Here is a 16,293-nt window from a genome sequence, read left to right on the forward strand (position 1 = left end):
TCGCTTCAGCTGTCGCCGTGCCGGCGACGTTGCAACAAGGGCACGAGGTACACCGGTACGCGCGACAACTGCAGGACCCGTGCGGCGGTACGCCCCAAGTGTGCCTCCGCACCGGTACCATGGCTGTGACTCCCGACAATCAACAGATCGACGGCCAGCCGTTGCGCGTGGGCGAGAATCACCTGTGACGGATCGCCCTGGATCACCTGGACCGACTGGATCATCGCCAGGTCCTGCTGCCCTTCCCCCAACTCCTCGCGAAAACTGTCCAATACCCGCTGCTCGATATTGGCCATCACGGTGTTAAGACCCTGGCTGTGCAATTCGTTCAATGCCTGCTCGTCCAGGTAGCTCTGCAACACCGACTCCGCAAACAGCCCCATGGGCTCGACCGCGTGCACCACATGCAGGTCGGCCTTGAACGTTCGAGCCAGCCCCAGTGCATGCTGCATGACGTAAGGCGCATACAGGCCAAGGTCGGTGGCATACAGCATCGAACGGATCATGGGGCCTCCTCGATTGCCAGGATGGCGGAGATGGATTGAGCTTAGCAGCGCGCCGAACAGTTCGGCGCCCTGCTGGTCGGGCTAATCCGTCGCCTGGGGTTCGTTGCTGATGCCATGGGGAACGTGACCGGTGGCGACCACTTCGCGGGCTCTCTCGCAATGTCCGCTCTGGTCGTCGAAAAACACGTCGGCGGCAAACGCCTCGAGGAATGCCGACTTGTCCAGGCCACCCAGAAACAGCGACTCGTCCAGGCGGATATCCCATTCGCGCAGGGTGCGGATCACCCGTTCGTGAGACGGCGCGGAACGGGCGGTGACCAGCGCCGTGCGGATCGGACAGGCCTCGTCGGCGAACTCGCGCTGCAGCAGGTTGAGCGCCGCCAGGAACCCCTTGAACGGGCCACCCGGCAACGGCTCGCGGGCCGACTGGCGCTCGTTGGCCTGGAAGGCCTCCAACCCGCCGAGCTGGTAGATGCGCTCCGACTCATCGGAAAACAGCACCGCATCGCCGTCGAAGGCGATCCGCAACTCGGCGCTGGTCGCACGGCGCGCGCCGCCGGCCAGGATCGTCGCGGCGGCAAAACCGGCATCGAGGGCGCTGCGCACATCGTCGGCGTGAGTCGAGAGAAACAGGTGACAGCCGAACGCCGACAGGTAGGGATAGGGAGTACGCCCGCCAGCGAACGCCGCACGGGAGATATCCAGGCCGTAATGCTGGATCGAGTTGAACACCCGCAGGCCGGTGTCGGCACTGTTGCGCGACACCAGCACCACCTCGACCCGTGAGCGGCCCAGGCTGGTGTTGAGACTCAAGAGTTTCTGCACCAGGGGAAAGGCCTCTCCCGGCTCGAGGATCTCCTCCTCGTGCTCGATCTGGTACTTGCGATAGGCCTCGACCCCCTGGGTCAGGTAGACCTGGTGGCTTTCACTCAGGTCGAACAACGCCCGCGAGGAAATCGCCAGCACCAGCTTACCGCCAAGGCTGTTTGCCATGATGTTCTCCCAATCATATCAGCGATTGTGCGCGTCGATGAAATCCAGGGCCTGGTACAGGGCGCGGATCTTCGGCAATTCGCAACCGGCCTCGAGAGCGGCGGCCAGGGGACGGGCGTAGATCGCCTCCAGTTCGAGCGCCCGCTTGTGGCTGAAGTCGTGGTACATGCTCGGCCAGTAGTCCGGCATCTTCTCCGTGACCTTGAACAGATGCTCGGCGTACCCGGCTGGCAACACGTAGCCACAGGCCTGAGCGCCCTGGACCACTTCCGCCATCAGCGCCTGGACCAGCTCGCGACTGCTGGCATCGCACATCAGTGGCGTGGTACTGGCCCGCAGCAGCACCGACAGGCCGTTGTAGGGCACGTTCCACACCAGCTTCTGCCAGCGCGCCTGCTCCAGGTTGGCCATGGCCTGGGATTCGATGCCGGCCTGGCGGAACAGGCCGGCGCCCTCCTCGACCAGCGCCTGGCGGGCGCCCGGGTCATCGGCCAGCGGGCCACTGTGGTAACCGATGTTCACCGAACCCAGTGCCTGGTGCACCACCGCTCCGGGGCCGGTGCGATGCACGCAGATGAAACACAACCCGCCGAGCAGGTGCAGCGAGTCAGGCAGCAGCGGCCGCAACTGTTCCTCGACCCCCAGGCCATTCTGCAACAGCAGGACCTTGGCGCCGGGCGCCGCGACCTGGGTGATCAACGGTGCCAACTCGGCGTTGGCGGTGGCCTTGGCGCCCACCAGCAGCCAGTCGCAAGGCGGCAGGTCCTCGGCCGAGGCGTAGGCCTGGACCGGCTCCAGGTGCAACGGACCGTGGACGGCGCTGTCGATCCGCAGCCCGTTTTCGGCCACCGCGGAAAATTCGCTGCGCAGCAGGAAATGCACGTCGAAACCGGCCCGCGCCAGCATCACCCCGTAGAACCCGCCGATCGCACCGGTGCCGATGATGCCGACACGCGGCCTGGTCGCTGAAACTGTCATGGTTGCTCCTTCGCGCAAAGCTGTCGTGACTCGAGAAACCGCAGGGCCTGGAGCAGTGTCTGCGTCCTGGGCATTTCGCAGCCGGCCCGTCGCGCCATGGCCAGGGGGCGTTCATAGATCGCCTCCAGTTCCATCGGCCGTCGGTGCCGATAATCGTGATACATGCTGGGGTAATAATCCGGGACCCGGGCCGCCATGTACATCAGCTGTTCGATGAAACCTGGCGGCAACGGATAACCGCAGGCGCCGGCCGCCTGGCCCACCTCCTCCATCAAGGCACGCACCAGGGCACAACTGTCGGCATCGGCCAGCATGCGTTCGGTGCCGCAATCGAGCAGGACCGACAAACCGTTGGTCGCGATATTCAACACCAGTTTCTGCCAGCGGGCCTGCTGCAGATCGCCGATGGCGTTCGACTCCAACCCTGCCTGGCGGAACAGCCGGGCCGCCGACTCGACCACTGCCCGCTGCTGCTCCAGCCCCTGCGCCGGCCCACTGTGATAGGCGATGTTCACTCCGCCCATGGCCTGGTGGGCCACCACCCCGGGCGACTGGCGATGCACGCAACTCAGGCACAGGCCGCCCAGCAGGTGCAGCTCATCGGGCAGTGTCCGGCGCAATCGCTCCTCGACCCGCAGGCCATTCTGCATCAGCAGCAGGCTCGCGCCCGGGGCGGCAATGCCGACCACCGAGGCCAGCAGTTGCGGGTCATCCAGCGCCTTGGTGCAGATCAGCAGGTAGTCGCAGACCGGCAGGTCCTGCGCGGCGGCGTAGCCCTGGACCGGATGCAGGTGCAGCCGGCCATGGATCAGGCTGTCCAGCACCAGGCCATGATCGGTCACCTGCTGGAAATCGCTGCGCAGCAGAAAGTGCACGTCGAACCCGGCCCGCGCCAGCATGACCCCGTAGAAACCGCCAATGGCCCCCGTTCCGATGATACCGATGCGCGGGGACACCACCGTCTCGTTCATGGCAACTCCTCGGGCACCCGCTCCAGCGCCTGCTGCAGGGCCTCGGTCAACTCGCGCCGGGCCAGCGTGGAACGCAGGGCGCCCTGAAACTCGCCGTCGCGCACCACGAACAGGGCGGGCAGGTGGAAAACCTCGTAGCGCTGGACCAGCCCGCCATTGTCACCGGCGTCGATCCAGCACAGGCGATCGACCGGCAAGCCCAGTGCCGGCAACGCCTGCCGGGCAAAACGGCAGGAAGCGCAACCGGGACTGGTGAAGATCAGCAACGAAACACCCGGCAGGTCGAGCAACTGGCGATCCGCATCGAAATCGGACAACTCGACCCCCTTCACTATACTGGGGAAAGGTTTTTCCGGTGACCGGCACACGGAGTCGTTTGTCATGGTGCGTTTTCTACCTCATCCCGTAGACGTTCCAGTGAAACTGACCTTGCTCGAGCACTCTTGCATTTCCAGGCACAGGCTGCACAGCCTCAGCCTCGGTGGCATCGCCTGCCACTCGCCACGCGCCTGGCGACATGGTTCGGCGCTGGAAATGCGCATTCCGAGCCTGGGCGAAAGCGCATGTTACTCCGGCTACGTGGCCTGGTGCCTGAAACGCAAGCATGTATTTCTGGTCGGCATCGCCTTCGTCGACGAGCAGACCCTGTTCGGCGCCCGCATGGGCGAGCAGATCTGCCAGATAGAACGCTACCAGCGCGCCCGCCAGCAACTGGATGCCGGGCCGCAAAGCATCGAGGCCATCGCCCGCGAATGGGTGCTGCAAAATGCCAGCGATTTTTCCCACGCCAGCCTCGGGCAGCCCTTTACCCGCACGTTGCTGGATTAATCCGGCCTTTGCCCATTGCCCGGCCACGGCCTAACGCGCTAAGGTTCGGCTCCCCGACACGCTCATATCGCTGTGCTCCGCCGCGCGGGGCTGGCGACCGGCACCCGTGACCTGACGAGTAACACGATGGCTGATTTACCGATCAACGACCTTAACGTCGCCTCCAACGAGACGCTGATCACGCCTGATCAGCTCAAGCGTGACATTCCCCTGAGCGAGGCTGCCCTGCGCACCGTGACCCGGGGCCGCGAAGTGATTCGCAATATTCTCGATGGCAAGGACCATCGCCTGTTCGTCGTCATCGGGCCCTGCTCGATCCACGACATCAAGGCGGCCCACGAATATGCCGAACGTCTCAAGGTGCTTGCTGCCGAAGTCTCCGACAGCCTGTACCTGGTGATGCGCGTGTACTTCGAGAAGCCGCGGACCACGGTCGGCTGGAAGGGCCTGATCAACGATCCATACCTGGATGACTCGTTCAAGATCCAGGACGGCCTGCACATCGGCCGCCAATTGCTGCTGGACCTGGCCGAAATGGGCCTGCCGACCGCGACCGAAGCGCTGGACCCGATCTCGCCGCAGTACCTGCAGGACCTGATCAGCTGGTCGGCCATCGGTGCCCGCACCACCGAATCCCAGACCCACCGCGAAATGGCTTCCGGCCTGTCCTCGGCAGTCGGTTTCAAGAATGGCACCGACGGCGGCCTGACCGTGGCGATCAACGCCCTGCAGTCGGTCTCCAAGCCGCACCGCTTCCTCGGGATCAACCAGGAAGGCGGCGTGTCGATCGTCACCACCAAGGGCAACGCCTACGGTCACGTGGTACTGCGCGGCGGCAACGGCAAGCCCAACTATGACTCGGTGAGCGTTGCGCTCTGCGAGCAGGCGCTGACCAAGGCCGGGATCCAGAACAACATCATGGTCGATTGCAGCCACGCCAACTCCAACAAGGACCCGGCCCTGCAACCGCTGGTGATGGAGAACGTCGCCAACCAGATCCTCGAAGGCAACCAGTCGATCATCGGCCTGATGGTCGAGAGCCACCTGAACTGGGGCTGCCAGGCAATTCCGAAAGACCTCGCCGACCTGCAGTACGGTGTCTCGATTACCGACGCCTGCATCGACTGGGACAGCACCGAGAAAACCCTGCGCAGCATGCACGCCAAGCTCAAGGACGTGCTGCCCAAGCGTGGCCGTGGCTGATCGCGAAACGATTGCGCACAAACGAAAACGCCGGGCAATGCCCGGCGTTTTCATGTCTGTTCGATTGGATCAGGTCTTGGCAGCGTGCCGCTGGTGCCGCTCCATGTAGCGCTCCACATAGGAGCAGGAAGGGATGACCGTGTACCCCATCCGTTCGGCGTACTCCAGTGCCTGTTCGGTCAGCGCCGCCGCAATGCCTCGGCCACGCAACGCGTTGGGCACGAAGGTGCGGTAGATATCCAGGGTCTGCTTACCCAGGTCCATATAGGTCAGGTAGGCACGATGACCGTCCACATTGGTCTCGAACTGATGACCAGCCTGGTCATGGTGGATGGACAACGCCTCGCTCATCACTACTCCTCGCGGGTCTTGGTATTCGACCCTACCTTACCGATGTTTTTCCGGCGAAGGAACCTCTACGCCACCCCGTGCCTGTTTGGACAACGAGAAAAGCCGACCGCTCCCTGAAAACACGAGCACGTATCAAATAGTAGGCACCCTTGGCGCAAATGCTCAAGATACGCTCGTCACGTTGCCTGGCACCGTTCGGATCATAGCGCGGGCAAACACGCCCCTGCGGACGAAAACCTGAATGCAGGCTGAAAATTGCCGGAATGTCATGTTGTATGACGCACGGCTGTGGTTAAAGTCACTTTTCAACTAGCAAAAGACACTCGCCGCTCGGCAAGCGGTAGAGAGCAAGAGTCACCCGTGACAATTAGAACGATTCCTGGATACGAGCCGGACAATTGCCACCATTGACATACAGACCGGTTCAAGATTCCAAAAAGCGCTCGGAACGGGTGTTGCAGCTGCATATTTTTTATACAGCTTCATGAAAAGTTAGCTGAAAAACATTCTGTGCCAAGAATTTTTTTTGCTTCTTGCGTTACGTCAGTTTACTTACTACAAGTAATGGGTAGTATGTATGCCGGCTATTTCCTCACTCTGGGGTTATGGTCATTAATAGAAAGTCCTTGAAGGGGAACACGATGAACAACGTTCTGAAATTCTCGGCTCTGGCCCTGGCCGCTGTTCTGGCTACCGGTTGCAGCAGTGCATCGAAAGAAACCGAAGCTCGTCTGACTGCTACTGAAGACGCAGCTGCTCGTGCTCAGGCTCGTGCTGACGAAGCCTACCGCAAAGCTGATGAAGCTCTGGCTGCTGCTCAAAAAGCACAACAGACTGCTGACGAAGCTAACGAGCGCGCTCTGCGCATGCTGGAAAAAGCCAGCCGCAAGTAATAGTCCCTCGGGGCTGTTATCAAGCCGATCCATTCTTGGGTCGGCTTTTTTTATGCCTGTCGCCTGGCGGCCAGGCATGAAAAACCCGCCTGGCGCGCAAGGCCCCAGGCGGGTCGTTCGAAGCGCTTACTGCTGCAGGTCGATCGGTGCGCTCGATACCACCGGCGCCGTACCCGGCACGGCGATTTCGGTCGGCAGGCCATCTTCGGCCGCCACCACGTCACGCACCTCGTCCCAGTTCACCCGCAGGTTCTTCGCCAGGTCGTCACGCTTGAGCAGGGCGTTGATCACCGCGGTGTGCTTGTCGACCACCGACGGGTTGCCGTTGTCGTCCAGCGGCGTGTGCGCCTCCAGGTAGACCTTGCCGCCACTGATACCGAACTTGTAGGCCTCGTTGATGATCCGCACCGAGGTACCGACCGGCACCATGCTGGCCATTTCCAGCACATTGTTGTTGAACATGCGGAAGCAGCCATGACTGGTCCGGGTACCGATACCGAACTTCATGTTCGAACCATGGATCAGGTAGCCCGGCGTGCCCAGGGTGAACTTGAACGGCCCCAGCGGGTTGTCCGGACCGGCCGGCACCACATTGGGCAGCGGGTCGCCGTTGGCGGCGTGCTCGGCCTTGATCGAGGCCGGCGGCGTCCAGGTCGGGTTCGGCGTCTTGGCGGTGATGGTGGTGTGCGCGATCGGCGAGCCCCAGCCTTCACGTCCGATACCCAACGGGAAGGTGTAGACCACGTTGCGGCCCTTGGGGAAATAGTACAGGCGATACTCGGCCAGGTTGATCACGATGCCTTCGCGCGGCCCCGGCGGCAGGATGAAGCGGGTCGGCAGGACGACATCGGTACCCGCACCCGGCAACCAGGCGTCGACACCCGGGTTGGCCGCGACCATCTCCGAGTAGCCCAGGTCGTAGGTGGTACCGAGATCGGCAAAGGTATCTTCGTACTTGGCCTTGATCACCTGGACCTGGCCGACGATATCCTCGCCCGGCGGTGGCAGCGGCAATTCCAGTGCAGAAACGGGACCTGCCGCACACAGGGCGGCAATGGACAGGCAACGGGTGACGGCAGGAAAGCGCGACAACATCCGGGAAATCCTTCGCATGATCAACGGAGAAATAAAACGCGATTGTACACCTGCTGCCGGCCACCCGGCAGGACATTGGCGGCGCTTCAGCTGGCAGACAGGCAGGTTTTACAGTTCGAAACGCAATTCCGGCCAGATCGGTGGCGTGCCACGCTTCTGGGACTCGAGAATCGCTCGGCAGAACGGGCACAGACGCTGGTCGCGAAAAATCGACTTGTCCACTCCCGACCAGCGCGGTTGTGCCGGCAGCAGGCTGCCGCACAGCGTGCGATCGGCGGAGCCACCCAGTTCCAACTGACGCGTGACCAGATGCACCCGCACTTCCTGGCAGGCGAACAGATCCAGCTGCTCGTCGGGCTCGATCAGTTGGTAGGCAAATAGGGACCAGGCGGGACGCTGCATCGGGGGCTCCTGACAGGGGGGCGCCACCTTAGCCGAAAAACCGCCGGTAAAAAAGCTCAAAGCAGCGGTTTCAGGGTCGGCCAGACGTTATTGAGCAACTTGTCCTGACCAGCGGGCCCCGGGTGAATCCCATCGGCCTGCATCAGGTCCGGGTGGCCGCCCACGCCTTCGAGAAAAAACGGCACCAGCGCGACGTTTTTCTCCTGGGCCAGGGCCGGATACACCTCGGCAAAAGCCTTGGTGTAGCGAGCGCCATAGTTGGGCGGCAACTGCATGCCGAGCAACAGCACCTTGGCCCCACTGGCCCGGGCGTTGTCGATCATCGATGCAAGATTTTGTTTCAATTGCGTAGGCAACTGCCCACGCAGGCCATCGTTGCCCCCCAACTCGATGATCACCAGCTCCGGCTTGTGCTGCGCAAGCAGCGCCGGTAGCCGCGCCTGGCCACCTGCACTGGTGTCACCGCTGATGGAAGCGTTGACCACCTTGTCCTTGAAACCCTCGTCCCTGAGCCGCTTTTCCAACAAGGCGACCCAGCCGACACGGGTATCCAGGCCGAAAGCCGCGCTGATACTATCTCCAACGATCAGGACCGTGCCCGCCGCCGCATTCTGAGCCATGCACATCAGGGCCAGGCCGGCACTCAAAAACCAAACTCGCATCGGATTCTCCATGGGCGAAAGCATTCTCACCGCGCAGAACCTTAGCAAAGTGGTTCCCAGCGCGGAAGGCGAACTGACCATCCTGCACCCTCTCTCCCTGCACCTGAACAAGGGCGACAGCCTGGCCATCGTCGGCGCCTCCGGCTCCGGCAAATCCACCCTGCTCGGCCTGCTGGCCGGCCTCGACCTGCCCAGCGGCGGCGAGGTGACCCTGGCCGGACGTGCGCTGAGCAACCTCGACGAAGACCAGCGCGCGCGCATCCGTGCCGAGCATGTCGGCTTCGTGTTCCAGAGCTTCCAACTGCTCGACAGCCTCAACGCCCTGGAAAACGTCATGCTGCCACTGGAACTCGATGGCCGCAGCGACGCCCGCGAACGCGCCCGCGGCCTGCTCGAACGAGTTGGCCTGGGCAAGCGGCTGACCCACTCGCCACGCCAGCTGTCCGGTGGCGAGCAGCAGCGGGTGGCGATCGCCCGGGCCTTTGCCGCCGAGCCGGACGTGCTGTTCGCCGACGAACCCACCGGCAACCTCGACAGCCACACCGGCGAACGCATCAGCGACCTGCTCTTCGAGCTGAACAAGGAGCGCGGCACCACGCTGGTGCTGGTGACCCACGACGAACGCCTGGCGCATCGCTGCCGGCGCCTGATCCGTCTTGACGCCGGCCAGCTGGTCGCGCCCCTGGAGCCTTGATGGCACGCCTGCCGCTGTTGCGCCTGTTCAGTCTCGCCACCCGCCAGCTCCAGCGCGATGCCCGCGCCGGGGAACTGCGGGTACTGTTCTTCGCCCTGCTGGTCGCCGTGGCGGCCAGTACCGCCATCGGTTACTTCGGTGCTCGCCTGAACGGCGCGATGATGTTGCGCGCCACCGAATTCCTCGCCGCCGACCTGGTGCTCGAGGGCACCTCGAAAGCCCGCCCGGAACAGCTCCAGATCGGTCGCGAGCTGGGCCTGGAGCATGCCCAGGTCGTCGAGTTCTCCAGCGTCATCGCCACCGACAACGGCATCCAGCTGTCGAGCATCAAGGCCGCGGACGAGCACTACCCGCTGCGCGGTGAACTCAAGAGCGCGGCACAGCCCTTCGGGGCAGAAACCGCTGGCGGCGGGCCGGCGCCTGGCGAGGCCTGGGTCGAAGCACGGTTGATGACCGCACTGGACCTGAAGATCGGCGACAGCATCGACGTTGGCATGAAGACCGTGCGCATCGCCCGGGTGCTCACCTACGAGCCGGATCGGGCCGCCAATTTCTACAGCCTGACGCCCCGGGTACTGATCAACCTGGCGGACCTGGAGGCCACCGGCGTGGTACAGCCCGGCAGCCGGGTCAACTTCCGCGAGCTGTGGCGCGGCCCGGCCAGCGCCCTGCTGACCTACCGCGACCTGCTCAAGCCGGGACTGGCGGCCAACCAGCGGCTGCTCGATGCCCGCGACGGCAACCAGCAGATTGGCGGCGCGCTGGGCAAGGCCGAACGCTACCTGAACATGGCGAGCCTGGTCGCGGTACTGCTGTCCGGCGTGGCCGTGGCCCTCAGCGCCAGCCGCTTCGCCGCCCGCCGTTTCGACGCCAGCGCGCTGTTGCGCTGTCTCGGGCTGTCGCGACGGGAAGCCATGACCCTGTTCAGCCTGCAATTGGCGATCCTCGGCCTGCTCGCCAGCATCAGCGGCGCACTGCTGGGTTGGCTGGCCCAACTGGGACTGTTCCAGTTGCTGCACGACCTGTTGCCGGCCGATGTTCCCCCCGGTGGCCTGACCCCGGCGCTGGCCGGCATCGGCACCGGGCTGGTGGCGCTGGCCGGTTTTGCCCTGCCACCGCTGGCGGCGCTGGGCCGGGTCCCACCGTTGCGGGTATTGCGCCGCGACCTGCTGCCGATTCCCGCCAGCACCTGGGTGGTCTATGGCACCGCGTTGCTGGCCCTGGGGTTGATCATGTGGCGCCTGAGCCTGGACCTGGTGCTGACCTTCGCCCTGCTCGGCGGCGGCGTGATTGCCGCCCTGCTGCTCGGCGGCCTGATGCTGCTCGGCTTGCAGAGCCTGCGCCGCCTGCTGGCCAAGGCCTCGCTACCCTGGCGCCTGGGCCTCGGCCAACTGCTGCGCCACCCGCTGGCCGCTGCGGGCCAGTCCCTGGCATTCGGGCTGATCCTGCTGTCCATGGCATTGATCGCACTGCTGCGCGGCGAACTGCTCGACACCTGGCAGAACCAGTTGCCGAAGAACGCCCCGAACTACTTCGCCCTGAACATCCTGCCAGCGGACAAGGACGGCTTCCGTGACCACCTGAACAGGCTTTCGGCCCAGTCGGCGCCGATCTACCCGGTGGTGCCGGGGCGCCTGGTCAGCATCAACGGCGAGCCGGTGCAGGAAATCGTCAGCAAGGACTCCGCCGGCGACCGGGCGATCCAGCGCGACCTCAGCCTGACCTGGGCCGCCGACCTGCCGGCGGGCAACGCCCTGACGGCTGGCAGCTGGTGGTCACAGCAGCCCGATGGCGGCATTCCCGAGGTGTCGGTGGAGGCCAAGGTCGCCGCCAGCCTGAAGATCAAGCTCGGTGACCACCTGGTGTTCAGCGTCGGCGGCAGCCAGCGCGAAGCCCGGGTCAGCAGCTTGCGCAGCATCAACTGGGACAACTTCCAGCCGAACTTCTTCATGATTTTCCAGCCCGGTACCCTGCAGGACCTGCCGGCGACCTACCTGACCAGCTTCTACCTGGCACCCGGTCACGACAAGGATATCGTCGAGCTGTCCCGGGCCTTCCCGGCGGCGACCATCCTGCAGGTCGAGGCCCTGCTCGCACAGTTGCGCAGCATCCTCGCGCAGGTCACCATCGCGGTGGAATACGTTCTGCTGTTCGTCCTCGCGGCGGGCATGGCGGTGCTGTTCTCCGGCCTGCAGGCGACCCTCGACGAACGCATTCGCCAGGGCGCGCTGTTGCGGGCACTGGGCGCGGAGCGGCGCCTGCTGGTCAAGGCGCGGCGTATCGAGTTCGGTCTGCTTGGCGCCGCCAGTGGCCTGTTGGCTGCGCTGGGTGCCGAGCTGGTGAGCCTGGTGCTGTATCGGTTCGCCTTCGACCTGCCCTGGCACCCGCATCCATGGCTGTTGCTACTGCCGTTGCTCGGTGCCCTGATGATCGGCGGCGCAGGTGTCTTCGGCACCCGCCGGGCGCTGAATGCCAGCCCACTGACAGTGCTGCGCGAGGGCTGATAGACTCGCGCGCTGTTTCACGAATGGAATGACAATGAGCCGTTACCGCCCTCCCCGTACCGCCGGCACCGCCCTGATCACCCCCGAGGGCGAAGCGCGCATGCGCGCCGAACTGCACGAGTTGTGGCACGTACGTCGGCCACAGGTCACCCAGTCGGTCAGCGAGGCGGCCGCCCAGGGCGATCGTTCGGAAAATGCCGAGTACACCTACGGCAAGAAGATGCTGCGCGAGATCGACAGTCGCGTGCGCTTCCTGACCAAGCGCCTGGAAAACCTCAAGGTGGTCGGCGAACGCCCGAGCGATCCGAACAAGGTCTACTTCGGTGCCTGGGTGACCATCGAGAACGAGGAGGGCAAGGAGTCGCGCTACCGCATCGTCGGCCCCGACGAGCTGGACCTGAAGCTGAACCTGATCAGCATCGACTCGCCCCTGGCCCGCGCCCTGATCGGCAAGGCGCTGGATGCCGAGGTGAAGGTCATGACACCGACTGGCGAGCAGTTGGTGTACATCACCGCCATCGACTATCCCTGAGCCGCGAAGGACTCACTTGAATACCGACAGGCTCAGCGCCGGGTAATCAGCCCCTGTCGCGCCACGCGCGTCAACTGGCGGATCACCGCCTCGGCCTGCTCCGCACTCGGCGACTGGATCACCGCCATGTCGAAACTGTCATCGGCAAAGCGCTCCAGCGAATCACCGTCTTCGGCAAACTGGATCAGGAAGGCCGAGGCACGCCCCTTGCGACGCGGCCAGCCGTCCAGGCAACGCAGCAGCGTCGGCTGGTTCTTGCCACACAGGAGAATTTTCGGATTGCGTTCGGGAAGGTGGGCCGTGATAGGCACAAGACGTACAACTGGGCGTGGATTGTTCAACGTGTGGTCTCCGCCTCAACGATCTGCCGGGCAGGTGTGAGGCAACACCGAACCAGCGCTTTAGCGGTATTTCGAAGTCTGGACCAGACCTCTGGCGGAGTGCAGTCGACTCCCCTGGCGCCCCGCAAGTAGCTGTTTAAATCGGCGCATACGCGGCATCCTAGAGAAGCCCGGGGGGGGCTGTCAAGAATCGCGCCCTGCGCAGTGTCCCAATGAAAAAGGCCCGCGGGTGCGGGCCTTTGGTAATCTTCCTGGATGATCAGCGCTTGATGATGCCATCGATCGAGGCCTTGCCCGCACCTTCGATCAGCACCGCGAGAGTGCCGCCCAACAGGGCCAGGGCGAACTCGTAGCCGTTGTTGCTCATGAACAGGCCGTTGTGGATGTGCACCGAGAGGATTGCCACCACCAGGGTGAAGGTCAGGCCCAACGCCGCAGGACGTGCCAGCAGGCCGACGATCAGTGCCAGGCCACCGAAGAACTCCGTGCCACCCGCCAGCAGCGCCATCAGGTGGCCGGGTGCCAGACCGATGCTTTCCATCCATTGGGCGGTGCCTGCCAGGCCGTAGCCACCGAACAGGCCGAAGAGTTTTTGCGCGCCGTGGGCGGCGAAGATGATCCCCACCAGAATCCGCAGGGCAGTCAGGCCGTAGCCGGCACGGGTGTTCAGAACGCGTTGGGTCAGAGTGCTCATGGTTGAATCCTTAATTCAAATGTCGAGTTGATGGGCGCCATATTAATCAGCTTTTAAAATGAAAAAAGCGCAAAAAACCTGACATAACAATCGAACTATTCGATCATTTCCGTGAGGCAATCTTCCTTCCGTTGTGTTCCAGAGAATCCCTTTCCAGGGAACCGCGCTCCCGATCGAACGCCAGGTAGTACTTGTTCACACTATTAACATAGTTGACCGGCGCCATTCCCACCTGCTCCATCGCCACCCGCTCGACCTGGAAGAACCACTGGTTGGGGTTCAATCCACGCCGCCGCGCCTCGGCGCGCATGCCCTGGACCCGCTCGGGCCCCATGTTGTAGGCCGCCAGGACGAAGGCCATGCGCTCACGCTCGTTGAGCTTGGGGCTGGCGAAGAACTTGCGGCGGATCATCGCCAGGTACTTGGCCCCGGCCTGCACGTTGTTATCGACATTCTGGATATTGCCCACGCCGACCCGTTGCGCCGCCGAGGGGGTGATCTGCAGTAGCCCGGTGGCCCCGCTCGCACCCCGGGCTGCCGGGTCCAGTGCCGACTCCTTGAACGCCAGCGCGGCCAGGTTCAGCCAGTCAAGACCCTGGGCCTGGGCATGCCGCTGCAGCACCGGCCGCAGCTTGTCCAGCTTCTGCCGGTCATCGCGGGCCAGCGGATAATGCACCTGGTACAGGCGCCGATAGATGCGCAGGAACGCCACGTCCTGATCGGACGGTGACTTGTAGGTCTTGAAGAAACGATCGATGCTGGCCAGCAGCATCGAGGCATCGCGGCGCACGAACCAATGCATCTGCCCCGGCTCGCCGACCAGCACCTGCCGGTCGAAACGCAGCTTGGGCATGATCCTGGCCCAGCGCTCGGCAATCGGCTGCTCGACGATGGTCAGGTGAAAGATCCCGCCCTGGACCATTTCCAGCACATCTTCGACTGCCAGGCTCGGGTCAACCCACTCGACCTTCACCGGTGGCAGCTTGTGCAGGGCCAGTTTCTGGTTGATCTGGTTCAGCGCATCGGCGGCGGCACTGCCGGTGGTCAGGGTCAGTGTCCGCCCGGAAAGCTGCTCGACGCGGGTAACCCGCTTTTCGCCCTTGAGGCCCACCAACAGCAGCGGCACCGGATTGCCGATCGGCTCACTGGCGCTGACCGCATGCCCGGGTTGCGCATCCAGCAGTTCGCCCGGTGCGACCAGGTCGCCTTCGCCGCGCTGCAGGGCGCCGAGCAACTGGTCCTTGGCCTTGGGAATGAGCTTGAGGGTGATCTCCTGATTGTCCCGGGCATGCCCGTTCAGGTACTGCTCGAAGGCCCGCAGGCGGTGGTACTCGACACCGATGGCCTCACCCTGGATTTCTCCCGAGCTGTTGCGACTCTGGTTGACCAGTACCCGCAGGACACGACTGCTGCGGATGTCCGCCAGGTCGCGGACCTTGCCCGGATGGCCGATTTCCAATGGCCCGGCCAGCCGCGCAACCGCCGGCAGCGGCAGCAGGAACAGGCACAGCAGGAGCAACAGCGAGGGTCGCTTCATCCGTTCTCCGGAAAGAATACTGTCCCGCGCAAGTCACCTGACGTGCTACGGGTCGATAGAAACCGCGCGTCTCTTGAACGCATACAGGGTGCGCAAGACGACTACGGCAGCGGACGAAAAAGCTGTCGCTGCTTGCTTGCGGCCTTAAAAGACAGTCATAACTCGTTGTAGTTCTTGGTTTTTATTATAAATCTACAGCTCTGGTATGCTTTCCGGCCTGTGGCCTGAGGACGAACCATGCAACTCATCGATATCGGCGTCAACCTGACCAACTCGGCTTTTTCCGGAAAACACCGGGAAATACTCGACCGCGCACAGGCCGCCGGGGTCTGCCAACTGGTGCTGACCGGCACCAGTATCGAAGGCAGCGAACAGGCCCTGGAGCTATGCCGGACGCTGGATGAGAGCGGTCGCCAACTGTTCGCCACGGCCGGTGTCCACCCCCACTCCGCCAGTGACTGGAACGCCGACAGTGCCGCTCGTCTGAAAAGCCTGCTCAAGGAGACGAACGTTCGTGCGGTCGGTGAATGCGGGTTGGATTTCAACCGCGACTTTTCTCCACGCCCACAGCAGGAGAAAGTCCTCGAGGAGCACCTGGCCCTGGCGGTCGAACTGCAGATGCCGGTGTTCCTCCACGAACGCGACGCCAACCCGCGCCTGCTGGAAATCCTGCGTGACTACCGCGACCAGCTGCCCGCTGCCGTGGTGCATTGCTTCACCGGCGAGCAGCGGGCGCTGTTCAGCTACCTGGACCTGGACCTGCACATCGGCATCACCGGCTGGATCTGCGACGAGCGCCGCGGCACCCACCTGCATCCGCTGGTGCGGGAAATCCCCCGGGGTCGCCTGATGCTGGAAAGCGATGCGCCCTACCTGCTACCGCGCAGCCTGCGGCCCAAGCCGAAGAACGGACGCAACGAGCCCGCCTTCCTCACCGAAGTCCTGCGCGAAGTGGCCCTGCATCGCGGTGAAAGCGAAACCGAGCTGGCCGCCCACAGCACTGCCTGCGCGCGGGCATTCTTCGGCCTGCCATCGATTGCTTGACCCATGTCAACACGTCTTCACCTTGCGCGGGACACAATGATGGCACCTTGCCAATACTGTTTCCG

The 16,293-nt window shown here is 63.7% G+C and carries 19 protein-coding genes; 7 read left to right on the top strand and 12 right to left on the bottom strand.

Annotated features, from left to right (window positions below):
- Positions 1 to 5: 5 nt before the first annotated feature.
- The 5 genes from HU752_RS24975 to HU752_RS24995 form a co-directional block, all read right to left on the bottom strand.
- Entirely contained in the window at positions 6 to 506 is a 501-nt protein-coding gene (locus HU752_RS24975) for a universal stress protein (RefSeq protein ID WP_186682353.1), read from the bottom strand.
- A gap of 81 nt (positions 507 to 587) precedes the next feature.
- A complete protein-coding gene (locus HU752_RS24980; RefSeq protein ID WP_186682351.1) occupies positions 588 to 1,499 on the bottom strand; it encodes a 5'-nucleotidase in 912 nt (303 codons plus the stop codon).
- A gap of 18 nt (positions 1,500 to 1,517) precedes the next feature.
- Positions 1,518 to 2,477: a putative 2-dehydropantoate 2-reductase gene (locus HU752_RS24985; protein WP_186682349.1), complete on the bottom strand. Its 960-nt coding sequence runs from the start codon at positions 2,475 to 2,477 to the stop codon at positions 1,518 to 1,520.
- Positions 2,474 to 3,448 carry a putative 2-dehydropantoate 2-reductase gene (locus HU752_RS24990; protein ID WP_186682346.1) on the bottom strand — a complete coding sequence of 325 codons (975 nt, stop codon included), beginning with the start codon at positions 3,446 to 3,448 and terminating at the stop codon, positions 2,474 to 2,476. Before HU752_RS24990 ends, HU752_RS24985 begins: the two co-directional genes overlap by 4 nt.
- Positions 3,445 to 3,831: a thioredoxin family protein gene (locus HU752_RS24995; protein ID WP_186682344.1), complete on the bottom strand. Its 387-nt coding sequence runs from the start codon at positions 3,829 to 3,831 to the stop codon at positions 3,445 to 3,447. The genes HU752_RS24990 and HU752_RS24995 overlap by 4 nt, the downstream gene beginning before the upstream one ends.
- On the opposite strand from HU752_RS24995, the gene HU752_RS25000 reads away from it, so the two are divergent.
- Entirely contained in the window at positions 3,830 to 4,276 is a 447-nt protein-coding gene (locus tag HU752_RS25000; protein WP_186682342.1) for a PilZ domain-containing protein, read from the top strand. The two genes, HU752_RS24995 and HU752_RS25000, sit on opposite strands and share 2 nt — an antisense overlap.
- Before the next feature lie 126 nt (positions 4,277 to 4,402).
- The gene (locus HU752_RS25005) at positions 4,403 to 5,479 is read left to right on the top strand and encodes a 3-deoxy-7-phosphoheptulonate synthase (RefSeq protein ID WP_017901874.1); all 1,077 of its coding nucleotides are present in this window, start codon (positions 4,403 to 4,405) and stop codon (positions 5,477 to 5,479) included.
- Positions 5,480 to 5,548: 69 nt separating this feature from the next.
- Here HU752_RS25005 and HU752_RS25010 read toward each other — a convergent pair whose 3' ends face one another.
- The gene (locus HU752_RS25010; RefSeq protein WP_010448985.1) at positions 5,549 to 5,830 is read right to left on the bottom strand and encodes a GNAT family N-acetyltransferase; all 282 of its coding nucleotides are present in this window, start codon (positions 5,828 to 5,830) and stop codon (positions 5,549 to 5,551) included.
- 641 nt (positions 5,831 to 6,471) lie between these two features.
- Between HU752_RS25010 and oprI the strand changes: the two genes are divergently transcribed.
- A complete protein-coding gene (gene oprI, locus HU752_RS25015) occupies positions 6,472 to 6,723 on the top strand; it encodes an outer membrane lipoprotei OprI (protein WP_011335311.1) in 252 nt (83 codons plus the stop codon).
- 126 nt (positions 6,724 to 6,849) lie between these two features.
- Here oprI and HU752_RS25020 read toward each other — a convergent pair whose 3' ends face one another.
- From HU752_RS25020 to HU752_RS25030, 3 genes are all read right to left on the bottom strand, one after another.
- Positions 6,850 to 7,818: a L,D-transpeptidase family protein gene (locus HU752_RS25020; protein ID WP_186682340.1), complete on the bottom strand. Its 969-nt coding sequence runs from the start codon at positions 7,816 to 7,818 to the stop codon at positions 6,850 to 6,852.
- Between the two features lie 108 nt (positions 7,819 to 7,926).
- Positions 7,927 to 8,220, bottom strand: coding sequence for a hypothetical protein (locus HU752_RS25025; protein WP_054060742.1), 294 nt, complete (start codon positions 8,218 to 8,220; stop codon positions 7,927 to 7,929).
- Between the two features lie 56 nt (positions 8,221 to 8,276).
- Positions 8,277 to 8,882, bottom strand: coding sequence for an arylesterase (locus HU752_RS25030; protein ID WP_186682338.1), 606 nt, complete (start codon positions 8,880 to 8,882; stop codon positions 8,277 to 8,279).
- 10 nt (positions 8,883 to 8,892) lie between these two features.
- On the opposite strand from HU752_RS25030, the gene HU752_RS25035 reads away from it, so the two are divergent.
- From HU752_RS25035 to greB, 3 genes are read left to right on the top strand one after another with little or no spacing between them, the layout of a single operon-like run.
- Positions 8,893 to 9,576, top strand: a complete 684-nt coding sequence (locus tag HU752_RS25035) for an ABC transporter ATP-binding protein (RefSeq protein WP_186682336.1) — start codon at positions 8,893 to 8,895, stop codon at positions 9,574 to 9,576.
- Positions 9,576 to 12,080, top strand: a complete 2,505-nt coding sequence (locus HU752_RS25040; protein ID WP_186682334.1) for an ABC transporter permease — start codon at positions 9,576 to 9,578, stop codon at positions 12,078 to 12,080. Before HU752_RS25035 ends, HU752_RS25040 begins: the two co-directional genes overlap by 1 nt.
- Positions 12,081 to 12,114: 34 nt before the next feature.
- Positions 12,115 to 12,612 (top strand): transcription elongation factor GreB, encoded by a 498-nt coding sequence (gene greB, locus HU752_RS25045; protein ID WP_186682332.1) that lies wholly within the window; start codon positions 12,115 to 12,117, stop codon positions 12,610 to 12,612.
- 32 nt (positions 12,613 to 12,644) lie between these two features.
- Here greB and HU752_RS25050 read toward each other — a convergent pair whose 3' ends face one another.
- The 3 genes from HU752_RS25050 to HU752_RS25060 all read right to left on the bottom strand — a co-directional run bounded on the left by HU752_RS25050 (position 12,645) and on the right by HU752_RS25060 (position 15,184).
- Positions 12,645 to 12,953: a class I SAM-dependent methyltransferase gene (locus HU752_RS25050; RefSeq protein WP_186682330.1), complete on the bottom strand. Its 309-nt coding sequence runs from the start codon at positions 12,951 to 12,953 to the stop codon at positions 12,645 to 12,647.
- 259 nt (positions 12,954 to 13,212) lie between these two features.
- Positions 13,213 to 13,647 (bottom strand): DoxX family protein, encoded by a 435-nt coding sequence (locus HU752_RS25055; RefSeq protein ID WP_186682328.1) that lies wholly within the window; start codon positions 13,645 to 13,647, stop codon positions 13,213 to 13,215.
- A 103-nt stretch (positions 13,648 to 13,750) separates the two neighbouring features.
- Positions 13,751 to 15,184, bottom strand: a complete 1,434-nt coding sequence (locus tag HU752_RS25060; RefSeq protein WP_186682326.1) for an MltF family protein — start codon at positions 15,182 to 15,184, stop codon at positions 13,751 to 13,753.
- Between the two features lie 237 nt (positions 15,185 to 15,421).
- On the opposite strand from HU752_RS25060, the gene HU752_RS25065 reads away from it, so the two are divergent.
- Entirely contained in the window at positions 15,422 to 16,228 is an 807-nt protein-coding gene (locus HU752_RS25065) for a TatD family hydrolase (protein ID WP_186682324.1), read from the top strand.
- Positions 16,229 to 16,293: the final 65 nt, after the last annotated feature.

Origin of the sequence: Pseudomonas vanderleydeniana (assembly GCF_014268755.2) — a bacterium.
In the GTDB taxonomy this organism is placed as follows: domain Bacteria; phylum Pseudomonadota; class Gammaproteobacteria; order Pseudomonadales; family Pseudomonadaceae; genus Aquipseudomonas; species Aquipseudomonas vanderleydeniana.

Excerpts from the sequence above, each read along its gene's own strand:
- HU752_RS24975 (WP_186682353.1), bottom strand. The coding sequence starts at position 506 with ATGATCCGTTCGATGCTGTATGCCACCGACCTTGGCCTGTATGCGCCT.
- HU752_RS25020 (WP_186682340.1), bottom strand. The coding sequence starts at position 7,818 with ATGTTGTCGCGCTTTCCTGCCGTCACCCGTTGCCTGTCCATTGCCGCC.
- HU752_RS24980 (WP_186682351.1), bottom strand. The coding sequence starts at position 1,499 with ATGGCAAACAGCCTTGGCGGTAAGCTGGTGCTGGCGATTTCCTCGCGG.
- HU752_RS25040 (WP_186682334.1), top strand. The coding sequence starts at position 9,576 with ATGGCACGCCTGCCGCTGTTGCGCCTGTTCAGTCTCGCCACCCGCCAG.
- HU752_RS25035 (WP_186682336.1), top strand. The coding sequence starts at position 8,893 with ATGGGCGAAAGCATTCTCACCGCGCAGAACCTTAGCAAAGTGGTTCCC.
- HU752_RS25005 (WP_017901874.1), top strand. The coding sequence starts at position 4,403 with ATGGCTGATTTACCGATCAACGACCTTAACGTCGCCTCCAACGAGACG.
- HU752_RS25010 (WP_010448985.1), bottom strand. The coding sequence starts at position 5,830 with ATGAGCGAGGCGTTGTCCATCCACCATGACCAGGCTGGTCATCAGTTC.
- HU752_RS24990 (WP_186682346.1), bottom strand. The coding sequence starts at position 3,448 with ATGAACGAGACGGTGGTGTCCCCGCGCATCGGTATCATCGGAACGGGG.
- HU752_RS25025 (WP_054060742.1), bottom strand. The coding sequence starts at position 8,220 with ATGCAGCGTCCCGCCTGGTCCCTATTTGCCTACCAACTGATCGAGCCC.
- HU752_RS24985 (WP_186682349.1), bottom strand. The coding sequence starts at position 2,477 with ATGACAGTTTCAGCGACCAGGCCGCGTGTCGGCATCATCGGCACCGGT.
- oprI (WP_011335311.1), top strand. The coding sequence starts at position 6,472 with ATGAACAACGTTCTGAAATTCTCGGCTCTGGCCCTGGCCGCTGTTCTG.
- HU752_RS25065 (WP_186682324.1), top strand. The coding sequence starts at position 15,422 with ATGCAACTCATCGATATCGGCGTCAACCTGACCAACTCGGCTTTTTCC.
- HU752_RS25030 (WP_186682338.1), bottom strand. The coding sequence starts at position 8,882 with ATGCGAGTTTGGTTTTTGAGTGCCGGCCTGGCCCTGATGTGCATGGCT.
- HU752_RS25055 (WP_186682328.1), bottom strand. The coding sequence starts at position 13,647 with ATGAGCACTCTGACCCAACGCGTTCTGAACACCCGTGCCGGCTACGGC.
- HU752_RS24995 (WP_186682344.1), bottom strand. The coding sequence starts at position 3,831 with ATGACAAACGACTCCGTGTGCCGGTCACCGGAAAAACCTTTCCCCAGT.
- HU752_RS25000 (WP_186682342.1), top strand. The coding sequence starts at position 3,830 with ATGGTGCGTTTTCTACCTCATCCCGTAGACGTTCCAGTGAAACTGACC.
- greB (WP_186682332.1), top strand. The coding sequence starts at position 12,115 with ATGAGCCGTTACCGCCCTCCCCGTACCGCCGGCACCGCCCTGATCACC.
- HU752_RS25060 (WP_186682326.1), bottom strand. The coding sequence starts at position 15,184 with ATGAAGCGACCCTCGCTGTTGCTCCTGCTGTGCCTGTTCCTGCTGCCG.